The organism is Tenacibaculum finnmarkense, from assembly GCF_900239185.1.
GTDB lineage: Bacteria > Bacteroidota > Bacteroidia > Flavobacteriales > Flavobacteriaceae > Polaribacter > Polaribacter finnmarkensis.
This window is the reverse complement of record NZ_OENA01000098.1, coordinates 1-18,749: the sequence shown is the minus strand read 5'-3', so window position 1 is coordinate 18,749 and position 18,749 is coordinate 1. Positions and strand designations below refer to the sequence as shown.

The 18,749-nt window shown below is 29.5% G+C and carries 16 protein-coding genes; 4 read left to right on the top strand and 12 right to left on the bottom strand.

Annotated elements, in window-relative coordinates; translation table 11 throughout:
- Positions 1-102: 102 nt before the first annotated feature.
- Positions 103-993 carry a LysR family transcriptional regulator gene (locus AQ1689_RS12335; RefSeq protein ID WP_101914239.1) on the bottom strand — a complete coding sequence of 297 codons (891 nt, stop codon included), beginning with the start codon at positions 991-993 and terminating at the stop codon, positions 103-105.
- 163 nt (positions 994-1,156) lie between these two features.
- Here AQ1689_RS12335 and AQ1689_RS12330 point away from each other — a divergent pair, with 163 nt between their 5' ends.
- The gene (locus tag AQ1689_RS12330; protein ID WP_101914240.1) at positions 1,157-2,029 is read left to right on the top strand and encodes a haloalkane dehalogenase; all 873 of its coding nucleotides are present in this window, start codon (positions 1,157-1,159) and stop codon (positions 2,027-2,029) included.
- A gap of 11 nt (positions 2,030-2,040) precedes the next feature.
- On the top strand, positions 2,041-2,505 hold the full coding sequence (locus AQ1689_RS12325; protein WP_101956276.1) for a DUF4437 domain-containing protein: 465 nt from the start codon (positions 2,041-2,043) through the stop codon (positions 2,503-2,505).
- A gap of 85 nt (positions 2,506-2,590) precedes the next feature.
- Here the strand turns inward: AQ1689_RS12325 and AQ1689_RS12320 are convergent, their stop codons facing one another.
- The 8 genes from AQ1689_RS12320 to AQ1689_RS12285 all read right to left on the bottom strand — a co-directional run bounded on the left by AQ1689_RS12320 (position 2,591) and on the right by AQ1689_RS12285 (position 11,580).
- Positions 2,591-5,188 (bottom strand): DUF6923 family protein, encoded by a 2,598-nt coding sequence (locus AQ1689_RS12320; protein WP_101956275.1) that lies wholly within the window; start codon positions 5,186-5,188, stop codon positions 2,591-2,593.
- A 117-nt stretch (positions 5,189-5,305) separates the two neighbouring features.
- Positions 5,306-6,022, bottom strand: coding sequence for a LytR/AlgR family response regulator transcription factor (locus AQ1689_RS12315; protein ID WP_101914243.1), 717 nt, complete (start codon positions 6,020-6,022; stop codon positions 5,306-5,308).
- Between the two features lie 4 nt (positions 6,023-6,026).
- Complete coding sequence (locus tag AQ1689_RS12310) at positions 6,027-6,344, bottom strand: histidine kinase (RefSeq protein ID WP_101956274.1); 318 nt, start codon at positions 6,342-6,344, stop codon at positions 6,027-6,029.
- 2 nt (positions 6,345-6,346) lie between these two features.
- Positions 6,347-7,390: a sensor histidine kinase gene (locus AQ1689_RS12305; protein ID WP_101956273.1), complete on the bottom strand. Its 1,044-nt coding sequence runs from the start codon at positions 7,388-7,390 to the stop codon at positions 6,347-6,349.
- The gene (locus tag AQ1689_RS12300; RefSeq protein ID WP_101956272.1) at positions 7,390-8,526 is read right to left on the bottom strand and encodes an FIST signal transduction protein; all 1,137 of its coding nucleotides are present in this window, start codon (positions 8,524-8,526) and stop codon (positions 7,390-7,392) included. Before AQ1689_RS12300 ends, AQ1689_RS12305 begins: the two co-directional genes overlap by 1 nt.
- Positions 8,527-8,529: 3 nt before the next feature.
- Complete coding sequence (locus AQ1689_RS12295) at positions 8,530-10,620, bottom strand: PAS domain S-box protein (protein WP_101956271.1); 2,091 nt, start codon at positions 10,618-10,620, stop codon at positions 8,530-8,532.
- On the bottom strand, positions 10,620-11,159 hold the full coding sequence (locus tag AQ1689_RS12290) for a heme NO-binding domain-containing protein (protein ID WP_101914248.1): 540 nt from the start codon (positions 11,157-11,159) through the stop codon (positions 10,620-10,622). Before AQ1689_RS12290 ends, AQ1689_RS12295 begins: the two co-directional genes overlap by 1 nt.
- Before the next feature lie 7 nt (positions 11,160-11,166).
- The gene (locus AQ1689_RS12285; protein ID WP_101914249.1) at positions 11,167-11,580 is read right to left on the bottom strand and encodes a response regulator; all 414 of its coding nucleotides are present in this window, start codon (positions 11,578-11,580) and stop codon (positions 11,167-11,169) included.
- A 210-nt stretch (positions 11,581-11,790) separates the two neighbouring features.
- Here AQ1689_RS12285 and AQ1689_RS12280 point away from each other — a divergent pair, with 210 nt between their 5' ends.
- Both AQ1689_RS12280 and AQ1689_RS12275 read left to right on the top strand, forming a co-directional pair.
- Positions 11,791-13,023, top strand: a complete 1,233-nt coding sequence (locus AQ1689_RS12280) for an alginate export family protein (protein WP_101956270.1) — start codon at positions 11,791-11,793, stop codon at positions 13,021-13,023.
- Positions 13,024-13,201: 178 nt separating this feature from the next.
- Positions 13,202-14,455, top strand: coding sequence for a hypothetical protein (locus AQ1689_RS12275; RefSeq protein ID WP_101956269.1), 1,254 nt, complete (start codon positions 13,202-13,204; stop codon positions 14,453-14,455).
- A 184-nt stretch (positions 14,456-14,639) separates the two neighbouring features.
- Here AQ1689_RS12275 and nadB read toward each other — a convergent pair whose 3' ends face one another.
- The 3 genes from nadB to AQ1689_RS12260 form a co-directional block, all read right to left on the bottom strand.
- The gene (gene nadB / locus AQ1689_RS12270) at positions 14,640-16,277 is read right to left on the bottom strand and encodes an L-aspartate oxidase (protein WP_101956268.1); all 1,638 of its coding nucleotides are present in this window, start codon (positions 16,275-16,277) and stop codon (positions 14,640-14,642) included.
- Entirely contained in the window at positions 16,278-17,216 is a 939-nt protein-coding gene (nadA, locus tag AQ1689_RS12265) for a quinolinate synthase NadA (protein ID WP_101956267.1), read from the bottom strand. It lies immediately after the preceding gene.
- Positions 17,217-17,329: 113 nt separating this feature from the next.
- On the bottom strand, positions 17,330-18,565 hold the full coding sequence (locus tag AQ1689_RS12260) for a hypothetical protein (RefSeq protein WP_101956266.1): 1,236 nt from the start codon (positions 18,563-18,565) through the stop codon (positions 17,330-17,332).
- Positions 18,566-18,749: the final 184 nt, after the last annotated feature.

The following is an 18,749-nucleotide window of genomic DNA, read 5'->3' as shown; positions in this document are numbered from 1 at the left end:
ACGTTTAAAAAGACCATCAAATTTTTATATTTATTTTATAAAAGCTAAATTTAAAAATTTGATGGTCTTGGTAGAAACCTTTGAAATCAGTAGATATTTGTTTTATTCTTTAAATTCTTTCTTTATTTCGTTAATAAATAAATTTTCAATTTTAGAAATATTATTTAGACTAGCAACATACCAATCTCTTTTTCCTAAAATTGAATCGAATGGAATTATCTCTAAATTCTTATTCTTTAAAAAAGGTATAACTGCCCATTTTGCCATTATTGAAACCCCTAAATTTGCACTTACTAACTCAATAATAGCCTCAGTTAATTGTACTTTCTGAATAGAATTTACGAGTCCGATATTATTATGTAAGATATTTGTAAGAACATAATTTTTTTTTTCTGGAATATCATATAAAATTAAATTTTGATTAATTAAGTCTATTAAATTTATTTTTTCTAATATATTCAATGGATTAATTTTGGATAAAATCAAAACCATTTCATCGGTTACTAAAGGTTCTAAACGAATTGATGGATGATTTGTTTTATTACTCACAATAGCCAAATCAATTTTACCTTCTAAAAGATATTGAATTGGTTCTTTCGTTGCCTCGATGTTAATCTGAACGTTTATAGCTGGATTTTCTTTTCTAAACTCCTGAACTACTCTTGGCAACCAATGATAGCATGTGTAACACTCAGTTGTCAACCTAATTTCCTTTTTATTTCCTTTTTTTATTTCATCTAATTCTAAATTTAGTAGATTTATTGATGCTAATATTTTCTCTGAATTAGAATAAAGTACTCGACCAATATCTGTTAGAATTAATTTTTTATTCAATCGGTTAAAAATTTTTAATCCAATTTCTTCTTCCAATTTTTTGAGCTGATGGCTTAATGCAGGTTGGGTAAGAAATAATTTTTCAGAAGCTCTAGTTATCGAACCTTCTTTTACAATAACATTAATCAACTTTAAATTACGTAGTGAAATATTCATCATTCAATTAATTTATTAATTCCATAAAATTAATTCATTTTTTTCATATATGCAAGTCTTATATATTTGCATCATAAATAATTTATAATGATTAATACTAATTAGATGATTTTCAACTTGATATTATCAAGTTTTTATTAACAATAAAACCTTTAAAATAGAAATTATGGCACAGGATAGTGACGACATGCACTCAAATTATTATGAAATATATGGCAGTAAAATGCACGTATTAGAATACGGTAAAGAAGAAAAAGGAAACCCAGTTTTATTTTTGCATGGGAACCCATCAAGTAGTTTTTTATGGAGAAATATTATACCTTACGTTGAAGAAATCGGACATCATATTATAGTTCCTGATTTAATTGGAATGGGGAAATCCGATAAACCAGCAATAGATTATACATTTATAGAACAATATATATATGTGGAAAAGTTAATTAAGCAAATGAAACTTGAAAATATTACTTTAGTTTTACACGATTGGGGTTCTGGTTTAGGTTTTAATTATTTTGCAAATCATCAAGATAATGTAAAATCAATTGTATTTATGGAGGGAATTATTCAAGATATTGGGACATATTTCCCCAAAAAAAACATTGATTTATTTAATAAATTAAGAAGTCTAGAAGGACATAAGATGATTACAAAAGATAACTTTTTTTTAAACGATATTTTACCAACTTGGGTTTCAAGAGATTTAACTAAAAAAGAATTGGAAAGTTATAAGGCTCCATTTCAAACAGTAGAAAACAGAAGTCTTATTTGGAAATTTATTACTCAAGTACCTTTAAATGGAAAACCAGAATTAACAGCTTCGATAGTCAAAAACTATAGAAAAATCTTGCAAAATTCTAAATTACCTAAATTGTTTTTCTATGCAGAACCGGGTGCTTTTATGCCAGAATCTGTTAGAAATTGGATTATTGAAAATATACCAAATATACAATCTGTTAATATTGGTGAAGGAGTTCATTTTCTCCAAGAAGATAATCCAGATTTGATTGGTGAAAAAATCAAAAATTTTATATTAAATTAAAAATCATAATCATGAAAAAATTAAATTTTTTAAACCTTATATTATTACTGGTTTTAATGTCTAGTTGTGCCTCTTATACTAAAAAAATTAATACTCATGGAGAAACAGCAATTATACTTCCTGTTAAAGAGTTAGAGTGGACAACTGCTTTTGACGGTTTTCCTATTAAGTTTGCTTCTGCAAATGGAAGTACTTTTGAAACAGCTCATGGTAATTTTGGTAAATTCCCAGGAGGTGAAAATTTTATTACACCAGAACATACGCATAGTAATAGTTATCAAGCTGTCGTAATTTCTGGAACAATGATTAACCCCATGGGAGATGAAGATTCTAAAAAAGCTAAAAGAATGAGACCTGGATCTTATTGGTATGTACCAGCAAATCAAGCTCACACTACAGGGTGTGTTTCTGAAGAACCTTGTGTATTCTATTCATATCAGTCAGCCGGATTTGATTTTACTCCGACAAAAAAATAATTAAAATACGCTACAATATCTTGTAGCGTATTTTTTTGCGCTTTTAATTTCGAGGTTTATTTTTTTATATAAAACAACTATGTCATTAATTGATTATTAATTTTACAACTTTATGATCTTCTGAAGCTCCTATAATTTTACAAAAATACAAACCAGTAGTTAAGCGTTCTTTTTTAAGTGTTATCTTATTTTCACCAACTATTGTTCTATAAGGAATTTCCTTTACTACTCTTCCTAATTGATTGTAAATAACCAGTCGTACCGTTGCTATCTGATTGGTATTAAAATAAATTTCAGATATTGTTTCCAACGGATTTGGAGCTGCTTTTAAAGCATTTCCTTTGGCAATTAATTCAGGTACTACAACTTTAGTACCTGTCGAAAATCGGATATTTTCTAAATTAATTCTTTTTGTAACCATCGCTCCTTGCTCAGATAACATGGTAAATACAATAGTTGTTATATCATTTAAAATAAGTTCTGTTCCATTAGTTGATTTAAAATCTGAAAAAGATATTACATAATCTTCAAAATTTTCTGTTACAGCAATTGTTGCTTTAAATTGCTCTTCCCAAGTAGCAATACTTTGTTTTATAAATGTAACCTCAACATTTCCTGTTCCCTTTGCTGTTAAATTAAAACTATTATAATATGCTAAATTTACAGGTTTAAAACGTGGTGTTAAAGCTCTGTGCACTGCAAAATAAGAATCCGTTGTTACCTCTAACGCGACATTTCGCTCTATTGGGAAATCGGTATTTTCAAAATCAAGAGTATTTGCCGAAACAACATAATCAATCACTTTAGTATTTGCTTGAGAATCATCAACTCCCCAAGGTCCGTCAGACATAAAAATATCATCTGGCGTATTAATTCCGTCTCCAATTCTAAAACCGATATCAAATAAATTCCCTGTTTCAATTTTTATGTTTGTTATATAATTTTTTTCTAAACCTATTCTCTTATTGGTTTTATTTAAATCACTTGTTTCTGTGATTCTAAAACCTGCATCAAAATCAATATTTTCACTTGCGTTCGTATTTATAATTTCTAAAGCTAATGCTCCATTAATATATTTTCCTTTTCGAACAAATACAGTTGGCGGTGGCGATATTTTATAAGATAAAATAGGTTTTTCTATGGATAATAAATCGATAACTTCTTTTGCTAAAAGATATAAATCATCTAAAGAATTAGACCATATTTGAAAATTATAAAAAGGAATATCGCTTTGATATTTATCTAAATTCCAATGACTTTCTATTTCAAAATTAGCATTATTATTTACTATTTTAGCCGAAAGACTTAATACAAACTCAACTGTATTATCGGTATTTCTAATCAATGATTTAATAAATTGCTGACCATTAATATCTATGGTAGATACCGAAATTAATTCAGCCCCAAGTAAACGATCGCAAATATATTTGGTATGCTCATATACACCATTTTCTGTTTTCAATGCTAAAACTGAAGCTACTGAAACACCACTTTTCATGTAATCTACCGCATAAATTTCTGTAGCGTTTGTAATTGAAATTAAATCGGTAGGTGACGATTCTATAATTTCATCTTCATTAATAATATTTAAAGGAATAAAATTATTTAAATTAAAAACAGCACTTGTTCTTTTTCTATAATTTTTAGATTTTATAACCCTTGCAGCCTTCTTTTTATCAAATTTATAATTTCCTTTAGTACGATTATAATTTCGTTTATTTATTTGTTCTGATAATCTATTATTACTTTCTAAACCTCCTGCATTTCCTCCTGATGTTGGTGGTAAAATAACATCACATTCTCCATATCCTGAACAAGAAGGATCTTGACAATCAATCAAACCATCTCCATCATCATCTATTCCGTTGTCACAAATTTCTTGTAGCACAGGTGCTGTTGGACAGCGTGCACCATCGTTACTTGCGCTTGAAGGACCGAATGCAAATAAATTAGAATCTATAGTATTTATACCTGTTAAATCTTGCACGCTTTGAATAACATATATAGTCCCTGTTTGATTTGCGGACACATAAAATCGTCCTGAAGCATCAAAATATACAGCACCATAGGTATAATTTAATCCTGATAAAATTGGAACTTCGCCTAATGAACTTACAATACCATTACTAGGGTCTATTCTATATAAAATATTGGTGTTTTTTTCCACAGCATATAAATTGCCGTCAACAGCATTAAAAGCCCAATCATGAATGCTTATATTTTTAGATAAATTTGCGGTAGCTAAATGCTCCGTATATGTTGGTGAGTTAGGATCAACATCTATTTTATAATAAGTTGAACCTCCTCCTTTAAGATAATAAACACCGTTTGTATTTATATCACCTACATATCTTGTGTTAGTAGGAAGTTCATCGACATAAAAAGTAGTAGTTGAAAAATTTTTTCCAATTCGTACAATTGTTTTTGATGGTGTGCTTAATGACCCCCAAATATATCCATCCGTAGGATTATAAGCTGCTGCATTTATACTTCCTGGAGTAACATCCGTTGCAACTAAATAAGAATTCCCTGATGCTAAATCAATAGAATAAACATCATTATATTGAAATAAATAAGCGTCATAAGTACAATTAAAAGGTATATTTTGCGCAGCAATAGTAAAACTATATAACACAAAAAAGATGGCTAGTATTTTTTTTGAAAAAGTATTTTTTTTTGTCATGATAGTAGGTATATGTTCAAACCTAAAATACAAACCACTTTTTACTCCTTTCAAAAAATTAGCTGTAATCAAACTTAGCGTCGTTGAAATGTAATTTTCGTTAGATAAATTATCTTTTTACAATAAATTTAAGCGCTTCATTAATTCTGGTCTTTTTGATCTACTAACAGGAATTACATCTCTTTTTATTAATACGCTATTATCTTCAATATCAATAATTTTTTTAAGATTGATAATATAAGAACGATGTACTTTTAAAAATAACGATTCAGGCAGTTTTTCTTCTATTTTTTTTAAGGTAGAATGTACCAAATAGTTTTTAGTCTCTGTTTTTATATGAATGTAATCACCCTTGGCTTCTACCAAATAAATACTTGGTAAATCAATTTTAATAAGTCGTCTGTCAATATTTATATAAAAATCATTGCTGTAAGACCCTACTGATTCTGTGTGCTTTGAACTGGTTGAAACTGCTTCTTTTAATTGATGATTTTGAGCTTTAACCATTGCTTTTTCAAACCTAGGCAATTCAATCGGTTTTAATAAATAATCAACAATAAAATCATATTCAAAAGCTTGGATAGCAAAATTAGGATCAGAAGAAGTTAAAATTATTTTTGGCGGATTTTTAAGTGTTTTTATAAAATCTAAACCATTAAAATCAGGCATGTGAATATCTGAAAAAATAAGATCGACTTCATGCGAGTTTAAAAATTTTATAGCTTGCATTGCGTTTGAAAATTCACCTACTACGTTTAAATTTTTTATTTGATTACAGAGCGTACCAAGTACTACTCTTGCCATTTTTTCATCATCAACAATTATACAATTCATACTTTTAAATAGTTTTCAAGTAATTTGAAATAACTATTAAAATTTTCTCAAAATCTGGCGCTTTATCTAACGTAAGCGCTCTTAGATTATGTTCAAATTCATTCGCTATTTTATAACTTTTTTCAAGACCTAAAATACTAATTTTATGTTTAATTTTATGTACATTTTCTTCAATTTTTTTGTATTCCTTACTTTTTAAGCTTTTATAATAGGCTATTTTTTCGGCAGGAAACTCTTCTTTTATTACCTCTATGAGTATTTTACGAATAGCTTGATCTCCTCTTGCTAATTTTTCTATATATTCTAAATTAGGTGTTTCCATCATTATTTTTTAATTGTAAAATTAAAAGTAGTTCCCACATTTAATTGAGATACTACCCAAATTTTTCCGTTATAAACGTGTATAATTTTTTTAACAATTGCTAAGCCAATACCTGCTGACTTATAATCATTTTCCAATTTAAAAAAAGCAGTAAAAATTTTATCAAAATACTTTTCAGCTATTCCGTTGCCATTATCTTTTACATAAAACTCCCAAAAATCAGTATTTTCAGAAAAACCTATTGTTATTTCTTTAACTTCTTTATCATTAAATTTAATAGCATTTCCGATTAAATTCAAAAACAATTCTTCTAATATTTTTTTATTTCCTTTTATAACTGGAAGTTTTTCAGGGATATTTATGATTGTTTTTTTAGAAATATTTAACTGATTAATTATGGTAGTTAGTAAATTATCCATTTTTAAAACAGCACCTTTCGCTATTGTTTTATCAATAGTTGCATATTTATGAATTGCGCTTACTAAGGTGTCTATTTTTTCAATGTTATCTCTTATAAGGGCTATTCTTTGTTTTCCTTGTTTGCCTAAAACACTGCCATAATCTTCCAAAAACCAAGCAGATAAAGCCTCAATACTTTGCAAAGGTGTTTTTAAATCATGAGAAATCATCTGTGCATAATCGTTTAACTCCTTATTTTGTTGTGCTAAACTTTTTAATAAAAAATCTTTCTGTTGATTTATTTTTATAATTTCTTTGGTTTGATTATCAATTAAATCGACTAATTTTAAGGAGTCTGTGTTTTCTATAGAATACCCATCTTCTAAATCATAAAATTTAAGCGTATCAATAACACCTTTTAGTTTACCAATAACCTTGCGCTGAGAATTTGTTTCTTCTTTTAATTTTTCACCTGCATCAAAAAGTTCTTCTGAACTTATTGTCGTGGCTCTTTGTAGCATTAAAAATTGATCATCCGAAGTGGTATATGACCTATCAATAGCATCTAAAAATGTTACTAATTCTTTATTCGATTGTAAATTTTTAGGTAAATATTTTCTAATTTGTCTTTTTAAAAGAGAGTTCATTATTCACTAATTAATGTTATCGTCATTGTTTGATTATGTAATTGACAATTATTTTCTCCATTAAACGGAGCAATTTCGCCATAAGAATACAAACCACAAACAGTCGTTTGAGTTCCTATCACTTCTACAACCTCTTCCACTTCTTCTTCGACTCTTTGGTCTAAAACTAATTTGCGTCCAATACAACTAACTAAAATAGCTAATTCAGCTTTTTTAGTTCTTAATTCACTTGCATTTATAGCAGCTAATTCGGCGGCATTAACAATATTATCAACATTGGTCATCATTAATTGCACTTTCGAATTCTCTAAAATATCGCCTGCTAAAATCATTGAATTATCCGCTTCATTAATATTTAAAATAGTTCTAACAATAGATTGTTTATTATTGGTAGATTTTACTTTTAGTGGATATAACAACGCCGCACCAGGTAATTCTTTTGATTTATCACCTAAATATTTTTTATATAAATTCAAGGCTGGTTTATTATCTAACTCATATAAAATATTTCCTTTTGATTTTGTTACAATTCGTTCAGGACCAAAAGGTGTCCAACCTCCATTAATAGCAAAAGAAACCTCTAAAGATTCGCCATACAAACCGATCGCTATTATTTCGCCCGATATTGGATTTTCATTGTAAGATGAAACTGTTTTTTCAAATCTAGCAGCATCCGCACATAAAGCACCTGTTATTAATAAATTATTATTAGTAGCAGCATTCATACCTTTTGTTAACTGGCTTGCGTTGATAAAACTCCCTTCTGAAACTAAAAAAACATACCTTAAGCCTTCTTGAGTAAACTGCTGTATTAATTCTTTACCTATTTGAAAACTACCTGTTTTATTTGCCGAACTTAAAACATTCGCTCTTTTAATTACGTAGGTGCTTTTTTCAAATTCGATAGCTGTAATTGTAATACTTTGATCAGCTACTGTTTTAGAAAATATATCACCAGCAGTTGATCCAAAAACCAAATGACCCTGCTTAAAAATAGCCCTAATTTCATTGTAAATATTTTCATCTTCCAATAAAAATCGATTTCCAAAAACCAATACTAGCGGATTCTTTAAAACTATTTTAGTGGTTAAATATTCCCAACTTCCATTTATTTTTTGCAATTGAACTGTTTTCATATATTATTTTTTAATGGTAAAATAAAAGGTAGTTCCTACATCAGGCTTACTCACTAACCAGATAGTTCCTTCATATAATTCTATAATTTTTTTAACAATAGACAGCCCAATACCCGTAGAATCTTCTCTTTTATTAAGCGCTTGAAAAATTTTAAAAATTTTATCATGATATTTCTTGTCAATTCCAATACCATTATCTTTTACTGAAAATTGATAAAAAGACGTTTGCTCTATAAATTCTATTTCAATCAATCCTTTTTCTTTATTATTAAATTTAACCGCATTGCTAATTAAATTCTGAAAAAGTTGCTGAAACTTCGTTGGATCACCATTAATCATTGGTAATTTTCGTGGTACTTTAATCAAAATATGATCCGGAATAAATAATAATCCTCTTAAAGTATTAATAATCAAATTTAAATCGACCTGTTTTTTTTCACTTGTTTCTGTACCTGCACTTGAATACTCTAAAATATTAGAAATCAAATTTTCCATGGTTTGCAAAGTACCTTCTATTAGCTTAAAATTTGCTAAAGTAGCCGTATCAAAACTTCCTTTATTATCTGTTTTTATCCAAGAAACTAAGGCATCAATACTTCTTAATGGCGATTTTAAATCGTGAGAAACAATATGTGCGTACTCGTTTAACTCATTATTACTTTTTTCTAACTGACTTAAAAGTTCTAAGTTTTCTATTTCTGCTTTCTCTCGTTGCCTTCTATTTATGGCACTTTTTAATTGCATCGATACTAAACTAGCTATGTTTTCTAGCACATTTAAATGCTCTTGGGTATAGTAATTTTTATCTATATGTTCTGAATCGATAACACCGATTACCTTTCCTTCACTTATTATAGGTACTGATATTTCAGAAAACCGACGCTCGCCTTCTATAACATATCGAGCATCTTTAGAGGTGTCTTTTATAATCTCTGCCTTACCCGATTTGGCTACATTTCCTGCTATTCCTTTACCTATTTTTAAACTATTTTTTTTGATATTTTTTTTATCAAGTTTCAAATGATGTGAGGCAACCTGTTCTAAAGTATTATTTTTATGATTTACTAAAAAAATAACACAATCTTCCGAATCTAAATAAGTTGCTATTTTTTGAGTTACCTCCCAAGCTATTTCATAAATATTATCTTTTCCTAAAATAGATTTAGCCAAATCATTAATCATATCAATAATCAATGTTCTTTCTCTTTTTAAAGTAACATTTTCAACAAGCACCACTTCATATTTTATGGCTCCAACAGCATTTCTTACGGCATTTACATTTGCTTTTACCCACAAAACGGTACCATTTTTTCTTTTGTATTTTTTTTCTAACACAAAATTATCAATAGCGCCACTATTCATTTTATCTAAATACTCTTTAGAAAAAGCATAATCTCCTTTAAAAAAAATATCTTTAATTGTTAATTTAGAAAATTCAGCTACTGAATACCCCAAAAGCTCTTGAAACATTCGATTCGTTTTTAAAAAACGACCTTGTTGTATAAGCGCAATTCCTAAAGAAGAATTTTCAACAATAACATCCAACTCTTTTTTTTGTTCTGCGATAAGTTCTGTTGTTCGTTTTGTTGCTGTTATATCTCTAATAATTCCTTGGGCTGCAATTTTTTTATCATTTTTATCATAAATTAAACTTGCATTTATTTGCACCCATTTAATTTCTTTTTCCTTCGTTAAAACCCTTGCTATATAATTTGAAAAAGAACCTGTATGGTACAATTTATAAAACGATTCAAAAGCATAGGTAGCATCTTCAGGATATATTAAATTTTTTGCATTTAATTTTTCTTTTGAAATATCATACCCAAAAAGAGCAATTGCAGCATCGTTCATTTTAAGAACATCGCCTGATAAACTCATTATTAAATAAGAATCATTAATATTATCAAAAACACCTTTTAACTGCGATGATTTTTCTATTAATGATGCTTCTAATTTTATATTTGTTGCCTTTAATTCTTCGGATATTAAATATAATTCTCTTGATTTATCTTCTAATATTTTCTCGGCTATTTTCCTTGCTGCTTTCTGTCTTTTTAAAGCTCGTTCTAATATATCTATTCGATGATTACTCATTAATTTTTATGAATGATAAATTTAACTTCCGTACCATCTTGTTTTATTTTTTCTAAAACAATAGTAGCACTTGTATTAAAATGTTCAAATGTTTTATTCATTAATCCTAAGCCAAAATGATGCATCGCCCTACTCGATTTATAAATCATTATTAACGAGTTTTCGGTTCTTTCTTTTATAATAAAGGTTGGCAATTCAGCATCAGGATATATTTTTTGTACCTCTACGTGAATATGGTTTTCAATAGAAGCCAACATTTCAATCGGTTCTTTGTAGGTTGCTAAAAGCCCTGGGTAACTATTTTCAATAACGCTAAAAAAATGTTCTGCATATAGCAATAATAAATCATCTATAGAAATTCCACTATGTTTACTTAAATGTTGTAATAACTGTAACATTTCAGAAAAACTATACGTTCCTATTGCTGTATATATTCCTTGGGAATCTAACGTTGATTGTGATATAATTTTATCAACAACCTCTAGCCCAAATTTTTCTTCTACTAAATCTAAAAATTCTGTAAAAACGATTCCTTTCATATTTTTTTTAATACTTTTTCAATTCATTGATGCTCCAATAAGACAAAACAACTTCAATTTTAGCTACATAATCCTCATATTTCAAAGGCTTTAAAATATATCCTGAAACGCCTATTCTATAACACTCTTCTAAATCTTTTTGGTTATCCGAAGTTGTTAAAATAACCGTTGGTATGTGTTTTAAAGCGTCATCATTTTTTATTATTGATAAAAATTCAATGCCACTAATTTTTGGCATGTTTAAATCTAGTAAAATTAAATCAGGTAAATTACTTTTTTCTTCTAAAATTTTAAGTGCTATTTCTGCATCTTTCGCCTCTGTAATAGTATGTTGTAATTCTAAAAATGAAACAGTACGCTTCATTTTCATTATTTCAATAATAGTATCTTCAATTAATAAAACATTTATTTTTTTTCCCATCTAATATTTAATAAAATTTAGTTCTAATGTATAGCATAGTCGTTTACATTTCATCTTAAACAAGTTAAATTTACTTAATATATCGTTATCTAAACAATAAGTGTCGATAAACTGTAATTCTTATTAACGAACACTATTTACATACTATGACTTTTATCATTTTTTATAAACTACTTTCTACTGTAATTTGTTGTAGAAATCAAAACCATTATGAAAACAAATAAACTTTTTAGTGCATTATTAATTCTTATTACAACAATATCATACGGACAGTTAAAAGTAGCTGCTGAACTTCGTACTCGTTCAGAATATCGACACGGTTTTAAAACCCTAATCAAAGACAATCAAAGCGCTGGTTTATTTACCTCGCAAAGAACCCGTTTAAATTTTTCTCAATCTATTGAAAAATTAAATTTTTATGTAAGCGTACAAGATATTAGAGTTTGGGGAGATGTGCCTCAATTAAACACCACCGATGCCAACGGATTAAGCTTACATCAAGCTTGGGCAGAAGTGTTATTAAGCCCAAATTACTCGTTAAAATTAGGACGTCAAGAAGTCCTGTATGACGATAGCAGAATTTTAGGTAACCTAGGTTGGGCACAACAAGCTCGTAGCCATGATATTGCCGTTTTTAAATACAAAAGAGATGGAATTAAGTTAGATTTAGGTTTGGCTTTTAATCAATCAAAAGAAAATGTAACAGGAAGAACTTTAGAAACTGAAAAAACCTATAAAGCTATGCAATATGCTTGGTTACATAAAGATTGGAGTACTTTATCAGCAAGTTTTTTACTATTAAATAATGGTTTAGAAACTACTGATGGAATTAAATACAGTCAAACTGTTGGTACACATTTAAAAAGTAAGCAAAATAATTTACAAGTAGCTGCAAATTTATATTATCAATTTGGTACTGATAAAATGAACAGGGATTTAAGTGCTTATTTAGTAGGTTTAGAAGGTAATTATAACGTTTCAACCAAAACAAAATTAGGTCTAGGAATTGAATTACAAAGTGGTAATGATTACGATTCTAATACTAGCGATAACAACGCTTTTACACCTTTATATGGAACAAATCATAAATTCAATGGATTTATGGATTATTTTTACGTAGGAAACCACGGAAATAATGTTGGTTTATTAGATATTTATGCTAAAGCTAATTTCAAATTAAATGAAAAATCAGGCTTAACGGCATTTGTTCATAATTTTTCAGCAGCAGCCGATATTAATGCAAATGTTTCTAAGCAATTAGGTACAGAAATTGACCTTGTTTACGGATATAACTTCACCAAACAAATCGGTTTTAAAGCAGGATATTCTCAAATGTTTGCTTCACAAGGAATGGAAGTTTTAAAAGGAACATCTGACAACAATACTAATAACTGGGCTTGGTTAATGGTTACTATCAAACCAACTTTATTTACCTCTAAATAATAAAAACAACCTTTTTCAATACACTAAGCAACGTATTTATTTTAACGAATAAATGCGTTGTTTTTTCTTCGGATATTCTTCATTTTACAATATTCTCCTTTTATTACCTTCTATTTTTAGATGATTTTTCAACTATTTTTACATAATTTTTACGTGCTTTTTACGTACTTTTATCTGTATGAAAACCTCGTTAAATACTTCTTCTAATTTATTACAAAAACACAGTAAAATAGCCATAGGATATTTTATTTTAATTGCTTTTTTAGGCGTTTTACTTCGTGTTTTTGCAGTAATTGACCTGCCAATAAATTATCGTTTTATGGTACATGCACATTCTCACGTTGCTTTGCTAGGTTGGGTTTATACTGCTTTAACTACGCTTATTTTTAAATTATATTTAGATAAAAAAACACTTCACACTCGTTACAAGCAATTATTTTGGGCAACCCAAATAACCATTATTGGCATGCTGATTAGCTTTCCATTTACAGGCTACGCATTTTTTTCGATTGTATTTTCCACCCTATTTTTAATAGCTTCTTATTTCTTCGGATACCTCTTTTTCAAACACAGCTCAACGATACAAAAACAAACAAATTCATACAAATGTATTCGCATCGCCTTATGGTTTATGATTATTTCAAGCTTAGGACCTTGGGCGTTAGGAATTATTATAAAAACAGTAGGAAGTGGCTCCAGTTTATACCGAAATGCCATTTATTTTTACCTTCATTTTCAATACAACGGCTGGTTTATTTTAGCACTTTTCGGCGTGTTTTTTTATATTTTAGAAAAACATAAAATCATCCTTGCTAAAAAAATATTTAATCGATTTTTTTGGATGCTAAATATAGGCGTTGTATTAACCTTCGGGATTTCCTTATTGTGGGACAAACCAAGTTTTATACTCTATTTAATTGCTAGTTTTGGTACTTTATTACAAGGAATAGCTTTTTATATTTTAAGCAAGCATTTACTTGCTGATTATCAAAAGATAAAAAACATTTTTTCACCAGTTCTTTTTAAAGGATTAAAAGTTGTTGTGCTACTTTTTATGATGAAATTAATTTTTCAATTTGTAGGAACACTTCCTTATTTTTCAGCTGTTATCTTTTCAAATATCGATTTTATAATCGGCTATTTACATTTTAATTTTTTAGGAATTGTAAGTATTTCATTGCTTGTTTTTTTACAGCAATTTCAATTGATACAGCTATCAAAAAAAAGCCTACTCTTTTATATAATAGGCTTTTTATTAACCGAAATTGTAATTTTTTACAAAGGAATTGTTGTTTGGTTAAATATTGATTTAATCAATTATTACCCTGAATATTTAGTTGCAGTTAGCCTACTTTTTTTAGTTGCAATAGCGGTAATTTTCAGCCAACAATTTAAAAAGAAACAAGCTGTTAAAATATTCTCTCAAAAATAAACAGACCTCACAGGTTTTAAAAACCTGTGAGGCCTACTATTTAACTTAGCGCCTGTTTAAGTTTTATCAAAAAAAGTTTTATCGCAGGAAAACAGAAAATCGCAGCCTGATTTACCGTAGTTCTCCTATTGATGTGATACTGAAATAAATTCAGCAGGACGAGAATTTGGTTTTTATTTAATTTTTAAACACGCGCTAAAATATGATCAATATTATAATGACCACCTTTATTTTCTGATTGTGCTGCCGATTGATTAATAATTAAATGAGCTACATTAACCATGTTTCTTAATTCACAAAGCGGAACACTTATTTTTGAATTTTTATACAATGTTTCAACTTTATTATATAAAATTGCTAATTTAATTTTAGCATTTTCTAAACCTTCATTACTTCTGACAATTCCCGCATTATTACGCATTAATTGCTGTAATTCTTCTACATATTGTTTAATTAAATCTTCATTATCTGAAAACACTATTTTTTTAGCTTTCCACTGAGGAATACGATCACTTTCTTGATTTATTTGATTCAATTTATCATCTTCTAGGCTATTTTTAGCTAGAAATTTATAAATATTATCGGCATACACCAAGGCTTCTAATAACGAATTTGACGCCAATCTATTTGCGCCATGTAACCCTGTTCTTGATGCTTCACCACAAGAAAACAAGTTTTTAATCGCTGTTTTTCCGTTTTTATCAACCACTATTCCACCACACATATAATGTGAGGCAGGAACTACAGGAATCCAATCTTTAGCAATATCAATATGTAACGATTTACATTTTTGATAAATAGTAGGGAAATGATTTTTAAAACTTTCGATATCTAAATGTGTGCAATCTAAATACACCTGTGTATCGCCCGATTTTTGTAATTCTTTATAAATACACTGCGATACAATATTACGAGAAGCTAATTCTGCTCGTTTATCATAAGTAGGCATAAAACGATTTCCTTTTTTATCGCGTAAATACGCCCCAAAACCTCTTACAGCTTCTGAAATTAAAAAAGAAGAATTTTGTTCTTTTTGATATAAAACCGTAGGATGAAATTGCACAAATTCCATATCTAAAATAGTCGCTTTTGCACGATATGCCATCGCAATACCATCGCCTGTAGCAATTACAGGGTTGGTCGTATGCCCATAAACACTTCCTACGCCGCCCGAAGCTAACAGGGTATTATCAGCTTTTATAGTAAAAATTTCGGAAGTTTTTTGATTCAATACATAGGCCCCAAAACAGGTTAAATCCGTTGATGATTCTATAGATTTTTCTGTGGTATTTTTTAATAATTTAGTGGAAGGTTTTACTGTTTTTAACTGATGATTTGTAATTAAATCTATCGCAAAATAATGGGGTAATACGGTTACATTTTTTAACTGATGCACACGTTTTAACAAGGCTCTTTCTACCTCATATCCTGTAATATCTTTGTGATGAACAACCCGATATTCTGAATGTCCACCTTCTTTTGCTAAATCAAAAGCGCCTGTGCTATCGGTGTCAAAATTAGCCCCCCAAAGCACTAATTCTTTAAACCGCTTCGGACCTTGTTTAACCACCATTTCAACGACTTTTTTATCGCAAAGCCCTGCACCGGCAATTAAAGTATCGGCAATATGTTTTTGAAAAGAATCTTCGTCTTTATCTAAAACAACCGCCACGCCTCCTTGGGCATATTTTGTATTGGATTCATCTTCGTTTCCTTTGGTAATTATGGTAATGGTTTTATCAGGGAATTTCTCCGCCATTTTTACGGCAAAAGTTAATCCCGCAACCCCTGACCCTATGACTAAATAATTTGTTTTAATCATTTATTTTGATATATCAAGCATTCGTTGAATAGGAATTAAAGCACGCTCACGGATGGTTTTATCAACCTCTATTGTAGGGCTTTCCGTTGCTAAACAATCATATAATTTCTGCATGGTATTTACCTTCATATAAGCACATTCGCTACAGGCACAAGTCGTATCTTCCTTTACAGGAGCGGGAATTAATTCAGCCATCGGAACTTCTTGCTTCATTTTATGTAAAATACCAACTTCAGTTGCTACGATAAATTTTCCTGTTGGATGTTCTTTTACATACTTTATCATTCCTGCGGTAGACCCAACATAGGTAGCCGTTTTTAAAATATGCTCTTCCGATTCTGGGTGTGCAATAATTTTATAGTCTGGATATTTCTGACATAATTCGGCTAATTTATCTAAAGAAAAAGCTTCATGAACTACACAGCTTCCGTCCCAAAGTAGCATCTCTCTGCCTGTTTCTTGCATAATATAATTCCCTAAATTTCTATCAGGAGCAAAAATAATTGGCGTTTCAGCGGGTATAGATTCCACTATTTTTAAAGCGTTAGACGAGGTACAAACAATATCGGTAAGCGCCTTAACCTCAGCACTACAATTTACGTAAGTAACAACGGTATGATTTGGGTGTTTTCTAACAAATTTTTCAAAGGAATCGGCAGGGCAAGATTCTGCTAACGAACAGCCCGCATTTAAATCGGGTAACACAACTTTTTTCGTTGGATTTAAAATTTTTGCAGTTTCTGCCATAAAATGAACCCCTGCAAACACAATAATATCAGCGGTTGTTTCTGCTGCTTTTTGCGACAAGCCTAAACTGTCTCCTACATAATCTGCAATATCTTGAATTTCGGTATCTTGATAATAATGTGCTAATATAATGGCATTCTTTTTGTTTTTAAGCGCTGTAATTTTCTCCTTTAATGTCTGCTTCAATTTCATAATAGATAATTAGAGCACGAAATTATCATTTTGCAACCCCTTAAAACATGATATAAATCATTAAATAAATTTAGCGCCTGTTTAAAATTCTTCAAAACAGACGCTAAGTATTTTTATAATTTTTCTATAGCTAAAGCTACTTTATTTATGTTTTGGCTACTTAATTCTAAATCGGCTAAAACTGCTGGGTAATGTAATATTGCACTTTGATATTTGGTATTAAATAAGTTTTTATAATACAACAAACCTTCTTTTAAATTCTTGACAAAAGTTTTTAAATATTTAATTTCTTTCGGCGAAGCATCTGCAGGCGTTTCTTTTAATTTATCTTTTAAATAATCAATATAAATAGTCAATTCTTTGATAAATAAATTAGGTCTTTCTAAGCTTGTAACACTTGCCGATTGCCCGTAAATAGTTTTTGTAATTTCCTTTAAACTCATCTTTTTAGAAAAATAAGCAATATTAGGGCTAGGACAAACCGACACGCCAGCACCTTCTGTTTTGGTGTCTAAACCGTACGCCAATAAAGCTGAAGTTCCTAAGCCAACACAGGTACAACTTTTGGCTATTATTTTTGAATATTCTTTGTAATAAGCTTCTTTTGGTAAGTTTTGAGCCGTTAATTCTTTTATTTTTAAATGCTGAAATTGCCTTGAAGCCGTACAAACTCCTTTTTCGTTAAACTCTTTATTTAAAGCGATAAATTTTTTCGGGCAAGAACTCCCAGGGCGTCCTTTATCAATAAAAGATTGCTTTTCTAGGTCTTTTGTGTTTCCTTTTAAATTATAAAACGGCACGCCTAATGGCGAAATATCACTCAAATAAACATCCTTTTCTTTGGCTTTAATTAATTTCTCTAGCGTTTGTTTATCGACTGTTGTCGCTTCAGGAACTAATAAAAAAGGCGTTCCCCACCCCACAGAATCTACCTGATAATGGTCTAGTAAAAATTGATGCTCATCGGCAGTACCAACACCTCCTTGTGCCGATATTTTAAAAGTTAAATCGGTTTCTGGAACTACATATTCTTTTTTGTCTAAAGCACTAAAAAGCAAACTTTGAATTGACTCTTGTAATTCAGCTCTTTTCACTTTAAATTCTTCTAAAACAGGCCCTAATAAATATCCATCTGTTGCGAAGGCGTGTCCACCACAATTTAAACCAGATTCTATGCGGTATTCCGATACCCAAATTCCTTTTTTTGCTAAAAATTTCCCTTGGATTAACGCCGAACGGTAATCACTTACTTTTAAGATAATTTTCTTGTTGATATGCCCATTTTTATCAGGATAAAAACCTTTAAAACCCTCTAAATAAGCATATAACCGAGGATTCATACCTGCCAAAAACACCACTGACGAATTAACATCACTCTTTGCAAAACCTCTTAAAGCGGCGTGTGCATCGTTATATTCAATAGCTAATTTATCGGTTTTAGAGCCTGTTTAAATTTGTAAAATAAAAAGAAAAAGGTTTCTGAAATTCTATTAAAATGTTTCTTTTGTGGTTCTCAAAACAAAAAAGATGTAT

Excerpts from the sequence above, each read along its gene's own strand:
- AQ1689_RS12335 (WP_101914239.1), bottom strand. The coding sequence starts at position 993 with ATGATGAATATTTCACTACGTAATTTAAAGTTGATTAATGTTATTGTA.
- AQ1689_RS12330 (WP_101914240.1), top strand. The coding sequence starts at position 1,157 with ATGGCACAGGATAGTGACGACATGCACTCAAATTATTATGAAATATAT.
- AQ1689_RS12325 (WP_101956276.1), top strand. The coding sequence starts at position 2,041 with ATGAAAAAATTAAATTTTTTAAACCTTATATTATTACTGGTTTTAATG.
- AQ1689_RS12320 (WP_101956275.1), bottom strand. The coding sequence starts at position 5,188 with ATGACAAAAAAAAATACTTTTTCAAAAAAAATACTAGCCATCTTTTTT.
- AQ1689_RS12315 (WP_101914243.1), bottom strand. The coding sequence starts at position 6,022 with ATGAATTGTATAATTGTTGATGATGAAAAAATGGCAAGAGTAGTACTT.
- AQ1689_RS12310 (WP_101956274.1), bottom strand. The coding sequence starts at position 6,344 with ATGGAAACACCTAATTTAGAATATATAGAAAAATTAGCAAGAGGAGAT.
- AQ1689_RS12305 (WP_101956273.1), bottom strand. The coding sequence starts at position 7,390 with ATGAACTCTCTTTTAAAAAGACAAATTAGAAAATATTTACCTAAAAAT.
- AQ1689_RS12300 (WP_101956272.1), bottom strand. The coding sequence starts at position 8,526 with ATGAAAACAGTTCAATTGCAAAAAATAAATGGAAGTTGGGAATATTTA.
- AQ1689_RS12295 (WP_101956271.1), bottom strand. The coding sequence starts at position 10,620 with ATGAGTAATCATCGAATAGATATATTAGAACGAGCTTTAAAAAGACAG.
- AQ1689_RS12290 (WP_101914248.1), bottom strand. The coding sequence starts at position 11,159 with ATGAAAGGAATCGTTTTTACAGAATTTTTAGATTTAGTAGAAGAAAAA.
- AQ1689_RS12285 (WP_101914249.1), bottom strand. The coding sequence starts at position 11,580 with ATGGGAAAAAAAATAAATGTTTTATTAATTGAAGATACTATTATTGAA.
- AQ1689_RS12280 (WP_101956270.1), top strand. The coding sequence starts at position 11,791 with ATGAAAACAAATAAACTTTTTAGTGCATTATTAATTCTTATTACAACA.
- AQ1689_RS12275 (WP_101956269.1), top strand. The coding sequence starts at position 13,202 with ATGAAAACCTCGTTAAATACTTCTTCTAATTTATTACAAAAACACAGT.
- nadB (WP_101956268.1), bottom strand. The coding sequence starts at position 16,277 with ATGATTAAAACAAATTATTTAGTCATAGGGTCAGGGGTTGCGGGATTA.
- nadA (WP_101956267.1), bottom strand. The coding sequence starts at position 17,216 with ATGAAATTGAAGCAGACATTAAAGGAGAAAATTACAGCGCTTAAAAAC.